The 15,588-nt window shown below is 44.7% G+C and carries 15 protein-coding genes; 8 read left to right on the top strand and 7 right to left on the bottom strand.

Annotated features, from left to right (window positions below):
* Positions 1-233: 233 nt before the first annotated feature.
* A complete protein-coding gene (locus FLM53_RS17760; RefSeq protein WP_176680027.1) occupies positions 234-1,526 on the bottom strand; it encodes an extracellular solute-binding protein in 1,293 nt (430 codons plus the stop codon).
* A 358-nt stretch (positions 1,527-1,884) separates the two neighbouring features.
* On the opposite strand from FLM53_RS17760, the gene FLM53_RS17765 reads away from it, so the two are divergent.
* The gene (locus FLM53_RS17765; RefSeq protein ID WP_178992124.1) at positions 1,885-2,217 is read left to right on the top strand and encodes a hypothetical protein; all 333 of its coding nucleotides are present in this window, start codon (positions 1,885-1,887) and stop codon (positions 2,215-2,217) included.
* 93 nt (positions 2,218-2,310) lie between these two features.
* On the opposite strand, the gene FLM53_RS17770 is transcribed toward FLM53_RS17765, so the two are convergent.
* From FLM53_RS17770 to FLM53_RS17780, 3 genes are all read right to left on the bottom strand, one after another.
* Positions 2,311-2,913 carry a 2OG-Fe(II) oxygenase gene (locus FLM53_RS17770; protein WP_048663268.1) on the bottom strand — a complete coding sequence of 201 codons (603 nt, stop codon included), beginning with the start codon at positions 2,911-2,913 and terminating at the stop codon, positions 2,311-2,313.
* A 238-nt stretch (positions 2,914-3,151) separates the two neighbouring features.
* A complete protein-coding gene (locus FLM53_RS17775) occupies positions 3,152-4,201 on the bottom strand; it encodes an FAD-dependent oxidoreductase (RefSeq protein WP_176680025.1) in 1,050 nt (349 codons plus the stop codon).
* A 114-nt stretch (positions 4,202-4,315) separates the two neighbouring features.
* Positions 4,316-5,212, bottom strand: a complete 897-nt coding sequence (locus FLM53_RS17780; RefSeq protein WP_218113484.1) for a permease — start codon at positions 5,210-5,212, stop codon at positions 4,316-4,318.
* Between the two features lie 312 nt (positions 5,213-5,524).
* Here FLM53_RS17780 and FLM53_RS17785 point away from each other — a divergent pair, with 312 nt between their 5' ends.
* Entirely contained in the window at positions 5,525-6,313 is a 789-nt protein-coding gene (locus tag FLM53_RS17785; RefSeq protein WP_176680024.1) for an MBL fold metallo-hydrolase, read from the top strand.
* 129 nt (positions 6,314-6,442) lie between these two features.
* Here FLM53_RS17785 and FLM53_RS17790 read toward each other — a convergent pair whose 3' ends face one another.
* Together FLM53_RS17790 and rimK are read right to left on the bottom strand one after the other, a co-directional pair.
* Complete coding sequence (locus FLM53_RS17790; RefSeq protein WP_176680023.1) at positions 6,443-6,871, bottom strand: RimK/LysX family protein; 429 nt, start codon at positions 6,869-6,871, stop codon at positions 6,443-6,445.
* Between the two features lie 32 nt (positions 6,872-6,903).
* The gene (gene rimK / locus FLM53_RS17795) at positions 6,904-7,809 is read right to left on the bottom strand and encodes a 30S ribosomal protein S6--L-glutamate ligase (RefSeq protein WP_176680022.1); all 906 of its coding nucleotides are present in this window, start codon (positions 7,807-7,809) and stop codon (positions 6,904-6,906) included.
* A 604-nt stretch (positions 7,810-8,413) separates the two neighbouring features.
* Between rimK and FLM53_RS17800 the strand changes: the two genes are divergently transcribed.
* Together FLM53_RS17800 and FLM53_RS17805 are read left to right on the top strand one after the other, a co-directional pair.
* Entirely contained in the window at positions 8,414-10,198 is a 1,785-nt protein-coding gene (locus FLM53_RS17800; RefSeq protein ID WP_176680021.1) for an SgrR family transcriptional regulator, read from the top strand.
* A 179-nt stretch (positions 10,199-10,377) separates the two neighbouring features.
* Positions 10,378-11,439, top strand: coding sequence for an MBL fold metallo-hydrolase (locus FLM53_RS17805; RefSeq protein WP_176680020.1), 1,062 nt, complete (start codon positions 10,378-10,380; stop codon positions 11,437-11,439).
* A 133-nt stretch (positions 11,440-11,572) separates the two neighbouring features.
* Here FLM53_RS17805 and FLM53_RS17810 read toward each other — a convergent pair whose 3' ends face one another.
* Positions 11,573-12,007: a MarR family winged helix-turn-helix transcriptional regulator gene (locus tag FLM53_RS17810; RefSeq protein WP_061031305.1), complete on the bottom strand. Its 435-nt coding sequence runs from the start codon at positions 12,005-12,007 to the stop codon at positions 11,573-11,575.
* 97 nt (positions 12,008-12,104) lie between these two features.
* On the opposite strand from FLM53_RS17810, the gene FLM53_RS17815 reads away from it, so the two are divergent.
* The 4 genes from FLM53_RS17815 (at position 12,105) to FLM53_RS17830 (ending at position 15,538) form a co-directional block, all read left to right on the top strand.
* Positions 12,105-12,596: a DUF2798 domain-containing protein gene (locus FLM53_RS17815; RefSeq protein WP_176680019.1), complete on the top strand. Its 492-nt coding sequence runs from the start codon at positions 12,105-12,107 to the stop codon at positions 12,594-12,596.
* 34 nt (positions 12,597-12,630) lie between these two features.
* Complete coding sequence (locus FLM53_RS17820; RefSeq protein ID WP_065584990.1) at positions 12,631-12,936, top strand: DUF3861 domain-containing protein; 306 nt, start codon at positions 12,631-12,633, stop codon at positions 12,934-12,936.
* Positions 12,937-13,142: 206 nt separating this feature from the next.
* On the top strand, positions 13,143-13,907 hold the full coding sequence (locus tag FLM53_RS17825) for a hydratase (RefSeq protein ID WP_176680018.1): 765 nt from the start codon (positions 13,143-13,145) through the stop codon (positions 13,905-13,907).
* 272 nt (positions 13,908-14,179) lie between these two features.
* Entirely contained in the window at positions 14,180-15,538 is a 1,359-nt protein-coding gene (locus tag FLM53_RS17830; RefSeq protein ID WP_176680017.1) for a Na+/H+ antiporter NhaC family protein, read from the top strand.
* Positions 15,539-15,588: the final 50 nt, after the last annotated feature.

Raw genomic sequence — 15,588 nt, forward strand, 5'->3', positions numbered from 1 at the left:
CCAAATGAGTGGCTTGAACCACTGTTAGTTATCGTGACCACTCGCGCTATAACAAGGCATGCTTCCAGTTGAGTTGTAGTTTTTGGAGCAAGAGATGGCGTGAGTGAAGAGTCTCCTCACGACTCGTTATCACTCTATTGATTCAAGGTGACTGACAAGTAGTGAGGAGTAATGAACTGCTTTGTTTCGTTAACAGAGCCAGTCCATGACACAGGACTAGCTCATCAACCTATCTAGTTCATGGTGCGAGCGAAGCGTTTTAGTAGCTTGCTGCTTTCATCTTCGACTTTGTCTAAGCTGTTCTCGACGCTAGAACGATCAGCGAAGATGTTATCGAATTCACGATGCATCACTTCACGAATCTGAGGGTAGTAACCTAAGCGATAACCCTTAGTCCATTCGCCAGATTTTAGGCTCAGTTGTTTAACGCCCACTTCTGCGTCTGGTTGGTCTTTGTAGTAGCCAGACTCTTTCGCTAGGTCATAAGCCGCTGTCGTTACCGGAACGTAGCCCGTGGTTTTGTGCCAGTAGACTTGAGTTTCAGGTTTGGTTAGGTAATCAAAGAACGCCGCGACGCCTTTGTCTTGTTGTTGGTCGTGGCCATTCAGCGCAAACAATGCTGCACCACCAATGAAGGTTAAGCCTGCATCTGGGTTAACTGATTTCCAGTAGGGAAGGTAGGTGGTGCCCAACTCGAAAGGTACACGGTTACGTAAGCCACCAAACGAACCAGAAGAACCCATCCACATTGCCACTTCTTGGCGTTCGAAAGGTGTTTGGTTTGCATCCCAGTCGCTGCCGTAATACTTGTAGTAGCCTAAATCTGACCACTCTTTCATCTTGCTGACGTGCATCATCATGTCTTTGGTGTTGAACATCAGTTTGGTCGATAGGCCGTCGTAGCCGTTGTTTTGGTCAGCGACCGGTAGGTTATGGCGAGACTTAAAGTTCTCGAACATGATCCACGGTGTCAGAGATTGAGAAAAGGCGATGTGGCCTTCTGCTTTTAGCTTCTTAGCAACCACTTCGAGTTCTTCGTAAGTTTTAGGAGCCTCGGCTCCCACTTCCGCAAGAAGGTCTTTGTTGTAGTAAAGAACCGGTGTCGAGCTGTTGAAAGGCATGCCGACCATCTTGCCTTGGTTGTCGGCATAGAAGTTACGAACACCTGCTAGGTAATCATTTGAATCAAAGCTGTAACCCGACTCAACCAGAATATCCTGTACTGGTTTCGCGACACCTTTGGCGTTCATGATGGTTGCTGCACCCGCATCGAAGACTTGTAGAATGTTTGGTGCTTCGCCTGCTCGGTAGGCAGCGATACCCGCTGTTAAGGTCTCTGTGTATGACCCTTTGTAGATTGGCGTGATCTCGTAATCATCTTGTGACGCGTTAAAGTCGGTCGCAATTTTGTTGACGGTTTCTCCAAGTTGGCCGCCCATTGCGTGCCACCAAGTGACTTGAGTCGTTGCGAGCGCTGGCATTGCTGCTGTTGCAGAAAGAACGCCTGCCAAAATTAGCTTATTCATCTTCTTTTCCTTTTGGATGAAATCTATGTAGGGGTATTGAGTCAGAGTGTTAACGAGACGGTAGGGGTGTCGTTTTAAGCTATCTTGAACAGGACGTATTTCACTTACGTGGCTAAACCGTTTCACTGCTATGAAAGATTCATTTCGATTTTATTTAAGGGGAAGGTTATTGATAATTTAGATGTTAGTGAGATTGTTCAGTAATTCAGTGGCTTAGATTGTCGCAAAGGCTGAGTTAACTCGTGTCTAAAGCTCAATTAATGTCGTTTCATTGCTTTTAATAACACTTAACAGGCTATTTGAGCGCGTTGCGGGTATCGTCCTCGGCATCAATGACTCGCTACCGGACACCTTAATCATGTCGTATCAATCACCAAAATCATCGTTAGAAACGGTGGCTACTTTATCGATCCAAAGTTTAAATAACGCTGAACTGGAGCTAAATACACATGAAGAAAGTGCCAAATTACGCTTCTGTAAACATTGTCACGCATGGACTGCGAATCAGCAATTCGGCAGCATTCAGTCACACTCATCATCGTGTGCTGTGTGTGGCTCAGATTTTAATAAGCGCAAGCTGATACGACGCTTATCGTTTTCAGGCGTACCGTTTTTAAGCACTTGGTTTGTGGGAACGGTTATCGTGGTTGGGATGTATTTGTCGGTGACTCTGATGCGTCATGGTTGGTAGAGATACGCATTATGCCAAAAACAACAAAGCCTCTCGATGGAGAGGCTTTGAGTGACGGACTTTGGACAAAAGTCTCTAATATTAAATCCCGCTTTAGTGCGCGATATCGAGTTGGTTGTCTTTCACGCCGTTAATACGGAACCAACCTGCGATACTGAATCGCTCTGTGTTGGTTGGCAGAACTTCGTGTGGGAACTGTTCAGACAAGAACACAAACAAACGGCCTGACTTTGGCGGAATGGTTGCGATGTGATTGTCTTTTAGATCGTAAACCACCAGTTCACCTGCGTCTTCTTCTGTCCACTCATCATTCATGTAGAACACGGTAGTCAGACGGCGGTTCTCATTGCCTTTGAAGCAGTCTAAGTGCTTTTGGTAGAAGTCGCCTTTCTCGTATTTAGCAAAGTGCGCTTCGTACTCGAACAGACCCAAAAAGAACGCTTTGTTTGCTTCTAAACGAATTTGCTCCATTTTGTCTAGGAACAGAGAAGCTGGCTCGCCCATGTCGCGGCGTACCCACTGAATTTTGTCACTACGAATGGTCGACTCTCGCGTTACTTCATCGTTACGGCCAATCCTAGCCTTTTTCCAGTTCTCTGGAATGCAATCCCTCAATGCCACTACTTCTTCATGCGTTAAGAAGTCATCCCAAACAAAGTAACCTTGGGTAGAAAGAGCATCGATTAGTTGGTTCATGTATAGCACTCAGACAATAAATTAGAGGCGCATATATAGTCCTAATAACTCAGGCCAACAAATCACGTATTTTGTCGTCACGATAAAACCGCAGAAGGTGTCTAAATTGGGAGATGAGAAAGCTTGCAGAGCGCCTCAGAGCCAGCCCATATTAGGCCAACGCAGAGGCGTTAATTGTGAGGGGGAATTCGAATGAGGCGATAGCTAGAATTAAGCGATAGCTAGAATGAAGGCCGAGTTAACTTACCCTTGATGCGAGCGCTTCAGTGATTTGTTTAGCGGCTTCTCGCGCGTGTTTTTGAACGCCAACAATGGTCGCGGAGGCGTACCCTGACCACTCACCATAGCCCATAAACCACAGGCCTTGATGTTGATTGGAGCGAGTACCCTCGGAGATCTTGCTAAGATCGCTGTCTAGCTCTAAACCTTTTAAGTGATCGAGTTGGGTTTTAAAGCCCGTGCACCAAATGATCGCATCGATCGGAATCGTTTTGTTTTTGGTGATGATGCTGTCTTCGGTAAAGCGAATAATGTCTTCTTCTTTGAGCAGCACGCCTCGATCTCGGGCTTCTTTCACGCTATCTGTCATCACAATCTTGGAAAAGTCGTCAGTATTCTCAAGTGTCTCGCCTTTCAAAGAGGCGTAGTAGCGTTTGGTTGAAAGGTCGAACAGGTATCGGCCATCTAAATCGTCATCAAGATATTGCAGTGGACGATTCGTAAACCAGTGTGTGTGGGCGACTTCTGACACTTCCGCAAGGATCTGTGAGCCTGAGTTGCCGCTTCCTATCACCGCTAAATTTTGTTTCTCAAACGGCTTGTTGTGTTGGTACTCGCTTGAGTGAATCTGGTTACCTTTGAATTGCTCAGTGCCTTCAAAGTAGGGAGTCGATGCACCAGAGAAGTTACCGGTGGCTGACACCAAAGTGTGAGACTGATAAACACCAGTGTCGGTAGTGATGTAAAACAGACCATCTTTCTTCTCAACATTTTGCACTTGCACTGGGCGTTCGATTCTAAAGTCGTAATGTTTTTCGTAGCGACCTAAGTAACTGATGATCTCGTTGCGGCTCGGGTATTCGAGCTCAGTCTTCGGCATCATCAACCCAGATAACGAGCTGTACTCTTTTGGTGAGAACAACATCAAACTGTCCCATCCTTTTATCCAAGCGCCGCCGGGCGTTGGATTCGCATCAAGAATGAGTGGGTTGAGCCCATTTCTTTTTAGGTAGTAGGCGGTCGATAGACCCGCTTGGCCTGCGCCGATAATAATGATTTGCTCAACCATATTGCACCTCTGATTCTTTGACTTGTGGAGTGATTCGTTTATCTACTTGTTTCTCTGTTCTTTTTTTATTCTTTGATACTGGAAAAGCACACTCAAGAGAGTGTGTTTTCAGGGTTAGAAGATGAATTGGTACAAGAAACCAGCGCTAATTGCCATACTCAAGATTACGAACAAGAACGCTGCAATCATTTTGTTTTTGAAGATAGATTTAAGCAAAATCACTTCAGTCAAACTCGCACCAGCACTACCAATGATCAACGCCATTACTGCTCCAAGTCCCATGCCTTTCGCTGCTAATGCTGCACTCAAAGGAATCACGGCTTCAGCTCGGATGTACAGTGGGATACCAATTACAGCCGCCACTGGAATCGCAAATGGGTTGTCTTCACTTGCTACACTTGCCACAAATTCCGTTGGCATAAAGCCGTAAATCATTGAGCCAAGAGCAATACCACCGATTAGGTAAGGAACCACTTTTTTGAAGTCAGCCCATGTGCTGTTCCAAATTCTTACCCATTTGTTGATAGGTTTTGCTTTTGCGCCGCATGAAGAAGCACAGCCTTTCGCTTCAGGAGCAATGTAAGCCTCTGGTTTTACGTATTTTTCAAAGCCAAGTTTCTCTAAGGTGTAACCCGCGATTACCGACACACCCATTGCGATAGCAAAGTAGAACACCGTCACTTTTAGTCCAAATGTCACGGCGAATAGGCCGATGATAATTGGGTTTAAAAGTGGGCTAGCAAATAGGAACACCATCATGGTGCCGAAACCTGCTTTTGCACGCAGTAGACCTTTCAAAAATGGAATTGTTGAGCATGAGCAGAATGGGGTAATAGCGCCCAATAAGCCTGCAACAAAGTAACCCTTACCATTTTTGCCACTCAGAATGCTTTGTATTTTCTCTGGTGGAATGTACTCCTGCAGTACACCTACGATGTAGCTGATCAATAGGAATAGTAGTGTTAATTCAACCGCTAAGAAGCCGAACATACCTAAGGTATCCATAACCATATCTTGTGTAATAGTCATAATTTATTTTCTCTATATTTCTGGAATAGTCGAAATATACGCTTGCGAAATTAGACCGTCAATAAATATTTCGATAAAAATCGAAATATATTTGGGAGTGTATTTATTCTTAATGGTGGTTCGCTAGTTAGTCATTGAATTATTTGATTTTTTTGACCTTGTCTGAGAGGTGTGTTTTTTATAAGCCATGAAAATAAAGGGGTTATAAATGTTGATGTTAACAAAATGATCACAATTAGCTGTGAGTTTGCTATGGTATAGGTCTGACCAGCTGGTTTATCACAAGGAGTGGGTTTGCAGCTGCATACCATTAAAGGTTACATCCAAGACATGTACTTGGTGGAGTATCCAGACAAATTACTGTTGCTTGATGGCGCATGTCGAGCCGACATCCCGCATTTGAAGACTTTCATTGAAACCGAACTTATGCGTGATTTTTCTGATCTACACACGGTTGTGGTGACACACATGCATCCTGATCACGCTGGGGCCGCGCACAAGCTCAGAAAGCTAACGAACTGTAACTTGGTAGCAGCAAATCGAGACAAAGACTGGTATCACGGAATTGATGGTATCTTGATGCATTTGACGGATCTGGCGCTGGCACGATGGATGGCGAATCGCTTAGGGAAACCTAAAGCAAACCTATGGTATTCAAGGAAGTTAAAGCCGGACTACAAGCTGTCGGATGGTGAGAGCATTCCGGGTTTTGATGATTGGTTGGTTCTCGAAACGCCGGGTCATACCGACAGAGATCTTTCGGTTTATTGTCCATCTCACAGCGTTGCCTATGTAGCAGACCTAATGGTGGAAGTGAAAAAGAAGCTGATTCCGCCTTTCCCTATCTTTCATCCTAACAAGTACCGAGAGTCAGTATCTCGAATCTATGACATGCAGCTGGATACCTTGCTGGTGGCGCATGGAGGACAAGTCGATTTTAGTCAGACAGCCTTTGAACACTTATTGATGAGTGCCCCAAGAAGACCTGTGACGCATTGGCGGGTAACCAAAATCAAAACTAAGAAACTGTTGTTATCGATTTGGCGTTTTGGTTTTCAGTCTCATGGTAAATCCAAGAAATAGATAAGCCCAAAGTAAAAGCAGAAAATAGAAATTAAAGAATAGAATGCAATAAGGCCAGTCATGAGACTGGCCTTATATCGTTGTGACTAGCTTTAGTTATAACCTGTGGAGCGGTTACGATGACTCGGATTAGTGAGTCAGCAGGAATTCACCCGCTGGATCAACAATCACTTTGTCACTCATGCCTTGGCGACCAAGCAACATCATATAAGTCATATCTTGACGGTTGCTTAGTGTGATATCGATAGGCCATTGTTGACCACCGATTTTTAGCATGGTTTCAATCACACAACGGTGTTCAACTTCGCCGTTAGATGATTTGATTTTCTTACTTGTTTTCAGCTTCGCCTTGCAGCGCACTGTCTCTTCTAGGTGATAAACGTCTGGGTGAAGGTCAAACTCAACGAAGTTCTCACCGTCTGTTTTTACACATAGTAGATTGTCTACGTGTAGAGAAGAGGTTTTAGCCCCTGTATCAACACGTGTATGTAGTCCAGTTATCCCTAATTCTGGTAAGCAAAGTGCTTCAGTATTCCCTATGATCATTTTATTGTTCATGTTATTTCCAATCATGAGTTAACGGCGTTTAATCAGCCTTTGCCACGAGTACGGTTAGCGTTTGGTTTTGCATTTTTTTCGATGAATTCGAAAATCATGTCTGCTACATCTTTACCTGTCGCTTTCTCGATACCTTCTAGGCCTGGAGAAGAGTTCACTTCCATTACCACTGGGCCATTCTTAGATTGTAGAATATCTACACCACATAGGTTTAGCCCCATGATTTTCGCCGCGTTGATCGCTGTAGCACGCTCTTCTTTAGATAGTTTAACCAGTTGAGCTGTACCGCCACGGTGCAGGTTAGAGCGGAATTCACCCTCACCAGCTTGACGCTTCATCGCTGCAATTACTTTATTGCCAACAACAAAACAACGAATGTCTGCGCCATTTGCTTCTTCAATGAACTCTTGAACCAAGATGTTCGCTTTTAGGCCCATGAACGCTTCGATAACGCTTTCTGCTGCTTTGTTTGTTTCTGCTAGTACAACGCCGATACCTTGAGTGCCTTCAAGAAGCTTGATAACCAGTGGCGCGCCACCTACGTTTTTGATCAAGTCTTGAATCTTGTCTGGGCGGCTAGCGAAACCTGTTTTTGGTAAGCCAATACCTTTACGAGACAACAGTTGTAGTGAGCGCAGTTTGTCGCGAGAACGACTGATTGCTACTGACTCATTGATACAAAAAGTACCCATCATTTCGAATTGGCGAACAACCGCAGTTCCGTAAAAGGTAATGGAAGCGCCAATACGTGGAATAACAGCATCGTATTGAGGTAGCTCTTCACCCATGTAGCGAATCTTCGGATTGTTACTCGCGATATCTATATCACAGTGCAGCGTGTCGATAACATCGACCTGATGACCACGTGCTTCTCCAGCCTGCTTTAGACGAGCGGTAGAGTATAGATTTTCGTTACGAGAAAGAATTGCGATACGCATGGCGTTTCCTTAGTTAATACCTGATTGGTAACTGCAAATAAATTAGTTGTTAGCTGAGCTTTCAGTTTTTTCTTAGGCTCCTTGCTTGCTTCGGGGCGAACCTTAAGGCTTTTCGTTTAACTAAGAAAACGAATTAAATTTGTCGAGTCGACAACAGAAATTTATCGAATGTGTGAGCTATTGGTACAGCAGGCTTGAGAGGGGATTTGGAATGGAAAAGCGAGTTGAGACCTAACTCATATTGGGGGTAGGAGCATATTAGGTTGTGCTCAACTCGCGTTAACTCGGTGCTAAAAAGTGTACTAATAACGCCAGTTACATAGCTCTATAAGTGTTCGTAGTGCTTCTCTTTCGAGCTTGCTACAGGTGCTTTTTAACTTATTAAGATAGTATTTTCTCATGATGATTACTTCTCTTGTATTAGGCTTTGGTGGGAACTCAACATTCCCTGCTGACCCGTTAATTATGGTTGTTTAATAGGAAGTAATAAACAGATGGGTTTTTAGTGAGTTGTTCCTGTTTTTGTCTTTTAGCACAACTTTTTGGTCGATGTGTTTTATAATGGGCTTAATCAGGAAGGGTTGTTTCTAAAAAGGTTCATTATTTGTCTGATCTAAACATGATGCGTTACTACACAAGGCTAGATTCGTTCGAGCCTAATCTCTCACATTCGGTGACCTTAACTGAGGTCGCAGACAAGCTGTTTACGAGTTTGCGTCACGCTCGAACCTTGTTAGGTAAGATGCATCAAGCTGAATGGGTAGTGTGGGAACCAAAAGTTGGCAGGAATCAACGATCTAACCTGACCTTACGCTTTAGCAATCAAGAGCTGACTCAACATGTTGCTGGCAAATTGATAGAGCAAGGTAAATACGAAAAAGCGCTCTCGATTCTAGATAACGACCGCGCAATCTTTGGTTCTCTCCTTCAAGAAACCTCTGGCGCGACAATGCGTGAAGGGTTGCTGCACGTTCAATTAACCTATAAACGTAAGTTTGAAGACCTATTCCCACACCACATTCACCGCAGTAGCGAACGATTTTTGATCAGGCAAGTATTCAGTTGCCTCGTCACATGTAATGGCAAAGGCGAGTTGAAGCCTGAGTTAGCGCACCATTGGGAATATGATGCTGAGAAGTTAGTTTGGACCTTCTATTTACGCCCAGGACTAACCTTCCACGATGGACAGCCCGTTGATGCTAAGCAGTTAGTCTCGCTGTTTTCAGCCTTGCAAACCTTACCTTTCTATCAAACAGAGTTAGCTCATGTAGCTTCGGTTTACAGCGAGCAGCCGTTAAGGATCAGCTTCCAACTGACTAAAGCTGACACCGGCTTCGCAGGCTTGTTGGCTGGCGTTAAGTATTCGATTCAACCTGCAGCACAAGTGACCCGTGAGCCGTCACCATTAAGTTCTGTGTCTCACGCGGTGGTGGGGACGGGCCCGTTCAAAGTGGTCGAAACCAACAATGAACGCATCAAGCTTGCCGCATTTGAACACTATTATGGTTGTCGTTCTTTAACGGATGAAGTGACCATTTGGCAGTTCGAAGAGTCTATGACGGGCAGTGCTCGTTTCGATGATAGCCAGATGCAGGTGTCACCTTATGAAGACTCGTCTTGTTTTCACCAGTTAGGGAAAAGCGACGTAGAACTGGTATCTGCTGAAACGGACGGCCTTCGGAGCCGAGTTGAAGATGGCTGTTTGTTTATCTTGTTCAATCAAAACTCAGCGGCGAACCTGTTAAGCGACGAGCAACGTAAGTACGTTTCTGGGCTTGCGAACCCACAAGCTATTTTGTCTCAATTGGAACAAAATCAAGGTTTGTTCAGTGTGTCTTTAGCTCAGAACATACTACCAAGTTGGCAGAAACTGTATCGAACCCCTTCGAAAGAGGTGCAATTGCCGAAGAAGATGAGCATTGCAGTATACAATTACTACGCGCTCTATCGTTGTGCTATTTGTGTATCAGACATCTTAAAACGATATGGCGTCGAAGTGGAGGTGAATACCTACAGCTTTCGCGAATTGGCGCAGCTCTCGCAGAGTGGCGATTTAAAAGAAGACTTGGTGCTGTGTAACTTAAACCTAGACGACAATGCGCCATCTTCACTGTTCTCGTGGTTGATGAACGATCCTGTTTTGCACTCTGCATTGGGACATATGAATAGCGACTGGCTCAAGCAGCGTTTAGACCATCACAAAGCGTCGGTTGAACTGCCCAATTACCTAGCAGAACTAGAGCCTATCGCATCGACATTGATCTCGGATTATTGGTTAGTGCCAATGTTTCACCACCTACAAACCGTGCGTTTCCAAGGCATCTTGAAAAACGTCGCCATCACCAACTGGGGATGGCCCGACTTCAAGAATGTATGGTCTGCTGACTAGCCTTGCCTACCAAATAAAGTAACTCCTCTCCAAAGTCGGTTTTTCCAAAATCGATTTTGGCACGCTCACGTTTAGATAAGATAAAAATTACACTCACTGGTTTACTTTTGTTTTTTGATATGTAAACTAGCCAGTGTAGTTTTTGGGTTGGGTCTTTCCCAACGGTTGAAGAGATACCAATGAAAAAATATCTATTACTGATTTTAGGAGTACTTGCCGTGGTCGCTATCGTAAGCACAGGTTCACAATCAAATGACAATCTAGATAAGCTTCCAAAGAAGTTTGCTAACAGTGAGTTAGAGTACAAATCGGGCATGTCTGATATTTTTTCAATCTTGAAAGCGTATGTAACCGTGGAAAGGAATGAGCCAGTGCCACGTGCTGCATTGCCTTTAATGCCGATGACAGCTGAGCAATTGATCGAAGAGCAAGAAGACGTTGCGTACCGCTTAGGTCACTCAAGTGTGATGATGAAGCTGGATGGCAAGCTCGTGATGACCGACCCTGTGTTCAGTGACCGTGCATCGCCAGTTCAATGGATGGGGCCAAAGCGCTTCCACCCAACACCAATCTCACTGCAAGAATTACCTGATATTGATGTAGTGGTGATTAGTCATGACCATTACGATCATTTAGATAAGGGTGCGGTTAAAGTGTTAGCCGACAAAGTGGGGACATTTTTGGTGCCACTCAGAGTCGGCGCACTATTGGAAAAGTGGGGCGTGGATAAAGAAAAGATCATTGAGTTGAACTGGTGGGAATCGGCAACAGCCTCAGATATCGAGTTCACCTTGACGCCGACACAGCACTTCTCTGGCCGTGGCTTGCTTGACCGTGACCAAACCCTATGGGGTAGCTGGGTGATTAACGCTTCAGATAAGAAAGTATTCTTTAGTGGTGACTCTGGTTACTTCAATGGCTTTAAAGAGATTGGTGAGCGTTTCGGGCCGTTTGATTTAACCATGGTAGAAACGGGCGCATACAACTCACTTTGGGCAGATATTCATATGTTCCCAGAGCAGAGCGTTCAGGCGCACATCGACCTTCAAGGTAAGGTGATGATGCCAATCCACAACAGTACGTTTGATCTTTCTATGCACGACTGGCAAGACCCAATGGAACAAGCTTTGGCGATAAGTAAAAAGCGAGATGTACAAATGGTGAGCCCTGTGATGGGTGAACGACTCGTCATTTCAGAACCAGTACCAGTTCAAGCTTGGTGGAAACTGGCATCGAATTAGAGCTTGTATCAAGCTAGATATAGCTAAACCGCTAAACTGTACAAACCCAACTCATACACAAAACGCCACCGATCGTAGGATTCGGTGGCGTTTTTGCTCTTTGAAACGAATGGCTTGTTTGAAAGGGCTTCTTCTACTTAGCGCAATCTTCCAGATTCTTAGCCATTTTGTTGGCGACCTTTCGGAACTGTTCTAGTTCATCTTCGGCCATGCCTTTGGTCATTCTCTGCAGCATCTCTCGATCAATATTCGAGACTTTTCCCATGATCTCTTCACCCTTATCGGTCAGAACCAATAACTGGCTGCGCTTGTCTTCTGGGTTTGGAGACTTCTTCACAAGCTCTTGATTGATCAAGGCGTTAACTAATCTCGTGACCTGCGCTTTATCGCGATTTAAGAAGTGCGCGATATCGATAGCCGTACATGGAGACTTCTTAGTGATGATCTTCATGACACGAATGTTCATGGGTGCGATCTCAGAATCCAAGCTCTCAATCTGCTCGCTCATTTGACGTTTCAAAGAGTGCACTAAGCGAAAGATGGATTCTAGCGATGTGTTATCAGACATAAACGATCCTCAGAAAAGTAGTTGACATTATCAACTACTATATTTATAGTTGACATTATCAACTTAATTGTTCGTAAATTCAAGACAGGAAATAGATATGACGATTCAAGCAACACTAACGCCAACTCTTCCTGAGCAAAAAGGCACACCCGTTTTATACAAAATTTTGGTCATGATGAGCTTAATGCTAACCATTGGCGGCAGCTTAACGGCCGTGATGACCTACATGAATGTCGGATTTGGTGAGGCATTCATCGGCAACTGGCTCTCATCGTTAGCTCTAGTTGTCGTGATTATGATGCCAGTTGGCATGGTAATGATGACTTTGGTGACTAAGTTGGTCGCCAAGGTATTACCCTATTACGGCGAGAAAGCTCGCAACCTAATCGTGGGATTGATTATGGCTTTTATCATGGAGTCCATCATGGCATTTGTAACAGCGGCAAATAACATTGGATTTTCGGATACATCGGCGTTTACCAGTGGATGGTTTAATGGATTTATTGCCGCACTTCCCATTGGCCTTGCGATCATGGTCGTAATGTCGATGACGGTAAAACCTAAGCTCGAACGATTCATGAAGAGCTAACCAAAACACTTTTTAAGCATTTTAGGAGATCCACATGAAAGCATTCACAGGCAAACACAATAACTACCGTATCACTATCGAAGAAGTGAACATCAAAGAAGATCGTGAACTTCAAACCATGCAGTTTGAAATTGAAGACAGAGAAAATATGTTCGCGATTGTTGAGAAGATCAAACAAGACAGTGGCTTAGACGAACAATCAGCAGCACGACTCGGGGTGAGCATTCGTTTGCTAGGTCCATTGATGATGCAAGATAGAAAACACCCTCTGTTTGTTGATTTCATGCCTCACTTCAGAAACTTCATGCAGAATCTGAAGAAGACGCTGAAAGGGCAGTAAAGCCTAATCATCAGTAATACATCGAAAAGCCAGTAACGAAATTACTGGCTTTTTTTACATTTAAATCAAAATAGTTTCAGTTGTTTGCGTCTAGAGTATGCGAAAATTGAGCGCTGAATTTTCGGTGCTGCATCGTTGTTGAATTGTCTATTCAAGCTTCAATAAATCCGATATTATACGGGTCATAAAACTAAAGGTGGTATTATATGACAAATGTATTTAAACAAGCGGCTGAAGAACTGCTAAGTCGCCGTGTCGCGGGAACCAAAGCACCAAGATTGAACGAACAGTACCGTCCGAACAACTTGGAAGATGCGCTAAAGATCCAATCATCAATGATCGATCTTAAGAGCGACAAAGTTGGTGGTTGGAAGTGTTTACTTCCTCTGGCAGAAGACAAGTTTGTTGTTGCACCTATCTTTTCAGGTAGCGTTCAACAAGGTGAAGTTTGCGAACTGTTTGCTGACAACGACGTAGTTCGTGTTGAGCCTGAAATTGCATTCACGCTTGCTAAGAGCCTACCTGCAAACCAAGAAGGCTACAGCGAAGAGCAGATCAACGATGCGATCGGTTCTTGCCACATGGCTCTTGAGCTAATGCAGTCTCGTTTTGCTGATGACAGCGGCGCTGAGTTCTACGAAAAGCTTGCTGACGGCCTAGTAAACCAAGGTTTGTTCATTGGCCCAGAGATTGATCGTGAAAAAGCGTTCACTTCTGCTGAGATCAATATCGAAGTGACCCAAGGCGAACAAGTTCAAGCATTCGCAGGTAAGCACCCAAATACATTACCACCAAGCCCTATCTACTGGCTGATCAACTACATGACTCGTCGTGGCGTTGATTTCCAAGCGGGCGAAGCAATCATCACGGGTTCATACTGCGGTATCGTGGAGATGGGCTTCGATAAGCCAACGACCTTCCACTACGAAGGCATTGGTGGATACCAAGTGACGTTCCAACAAAAAAACTAAGCAAGAAAACAGCTTAATTAGCAAAGCACTAAGCAGGCAAAAGCTAGCTTCTGCATAAACGCTATCTGTTCTCTAGAAGCTATCGGTCCTCGAAAAGCAATCTGTTCTCAAAAGGCTATTTACTGGTGAGTAAATAGCCTTTTCTATTATGTGATGTTCAATAGTGTGCCTATTACTTTGCATTAAATTGGGCGTTTAGACGTCTAGACGTTGACAAGCCTTAAGTGTGACATTAGTCTGCTCACCTTCCTGTTCTATTGTGTTGTCGTTCCATGTCCAATTCGAAAAATTCTAATGCGGTAATTGCCCCTTCGGCAGTGGCGCTTATCCCTCTGATCGTGTTCCTAGCGCTGTTTATTGGCGTAGGTACGTACTTGTCACTGCAAGGTGTCGATTTTGCTTTCTATCAGCTTCCAGCTCCGATTGCGGCTTTGCCTGCTGTGATGCTGGCATTGTTGCTAAGCAAAGATAAATTGAACCGTGCTATCGAACAATTCTTGGGTGGAGTCGGTCACAAAGACATTATCGCAATGTGTATGATCTACCTATTGGCGGGTGCTTTTGCGGCGGTGGCTAAAGCGTCTGGCGGCGTTGACGCGACGGTAAATCTTGGTCTATCTGCGATTCCGACAAGCATGATCCTACCGGGTATCTTCCTAATTTCTGCGTTCATCGCGACAGCAATGGGCACCTCGATGGGTACTATTGCCGCGGTAGCGCCTGTTGCATTAGGCATTGCAGACTCAGCAGGCATGAGCATCCCACTAACAGCCGGCGTTGTGTTAAGTGGCGCGATGTTTGGTGACAACCTTTCGATCATCTCTGATACCACGATTGCCGCGACACGTTCGCAAGGCTGTGAGATGAGAGACAAGTTTAAAGAGAACATCCGTATTGCACTTCCTGCTGCATTGATTGCGATTGTTATCTTTGCTTTCAACAGCACCGCAACTCAAGTACCTGAAACTGGTCCAATCGAGTGGCTGAAAGTTCTGCCGTACATCACTATTTTGATTCTTGCAGTTTCGGGCATGAATGTGTTCGTTGTGCTAACAATCGGTATTTTGCTAGCGGGTGGTGTGAGCCTAGGCTCTGTTGAGAACTATGGTTTGACGGATTACGCTCAAGATATCTATGCAGGCTTCGGTAACATGCAGGAAATCTTCCTACTGTCGATGCTGATTGGTGGTTTGAGTGAGCTGATGCGTCGCCAAGGCGGACTTGCGTTCCTGACTAACCTTGTAAGCGGTGTGATTCGTGCGTTTGGTTCTTCACACTCTAAGCAAGCGAATGGTCGTGCGAGTGAGCTAGGTATTGCTGGTTTGGTGTCTTTGGTTAACATGTGTACTGCAAACAACACAGTAGCGATTATTGTATCTGGTAGCGTGGCTCGCCAACTGGCGGAAGAGAACAACGTGTCTCCGCGTCGCTCAGCAAGCTTGTTGGATATCTTCTCTTGTGTAATTCAAGGCGTATTGCCTTACGGTGCTCAGGTATTGCTATTAGGTTCGGTATTCAACCTATCGCCGCTAGAGATTGTCTCTAACTCGTACTACTGTTTTGCGCTTGCTATCGTGGCTGTGGTTGCTGTGTTTATCAAACATCCAGCTCGTCAAGTGGCTAACGCTTAGTAGCAACTGAATAAACTGAGTGATTACTGATTGTGATAAGAAGGCTCCTT

The organism is Vibrio sp. Scap24 (genome assembly GCF_013394185.1).
Lineage (GTDB): Bacteria > Pseudomonadota > Gammaproteobacteria > Enterobacterales > Vibrionaceae > Vibrio > Vibrio pomeroyi.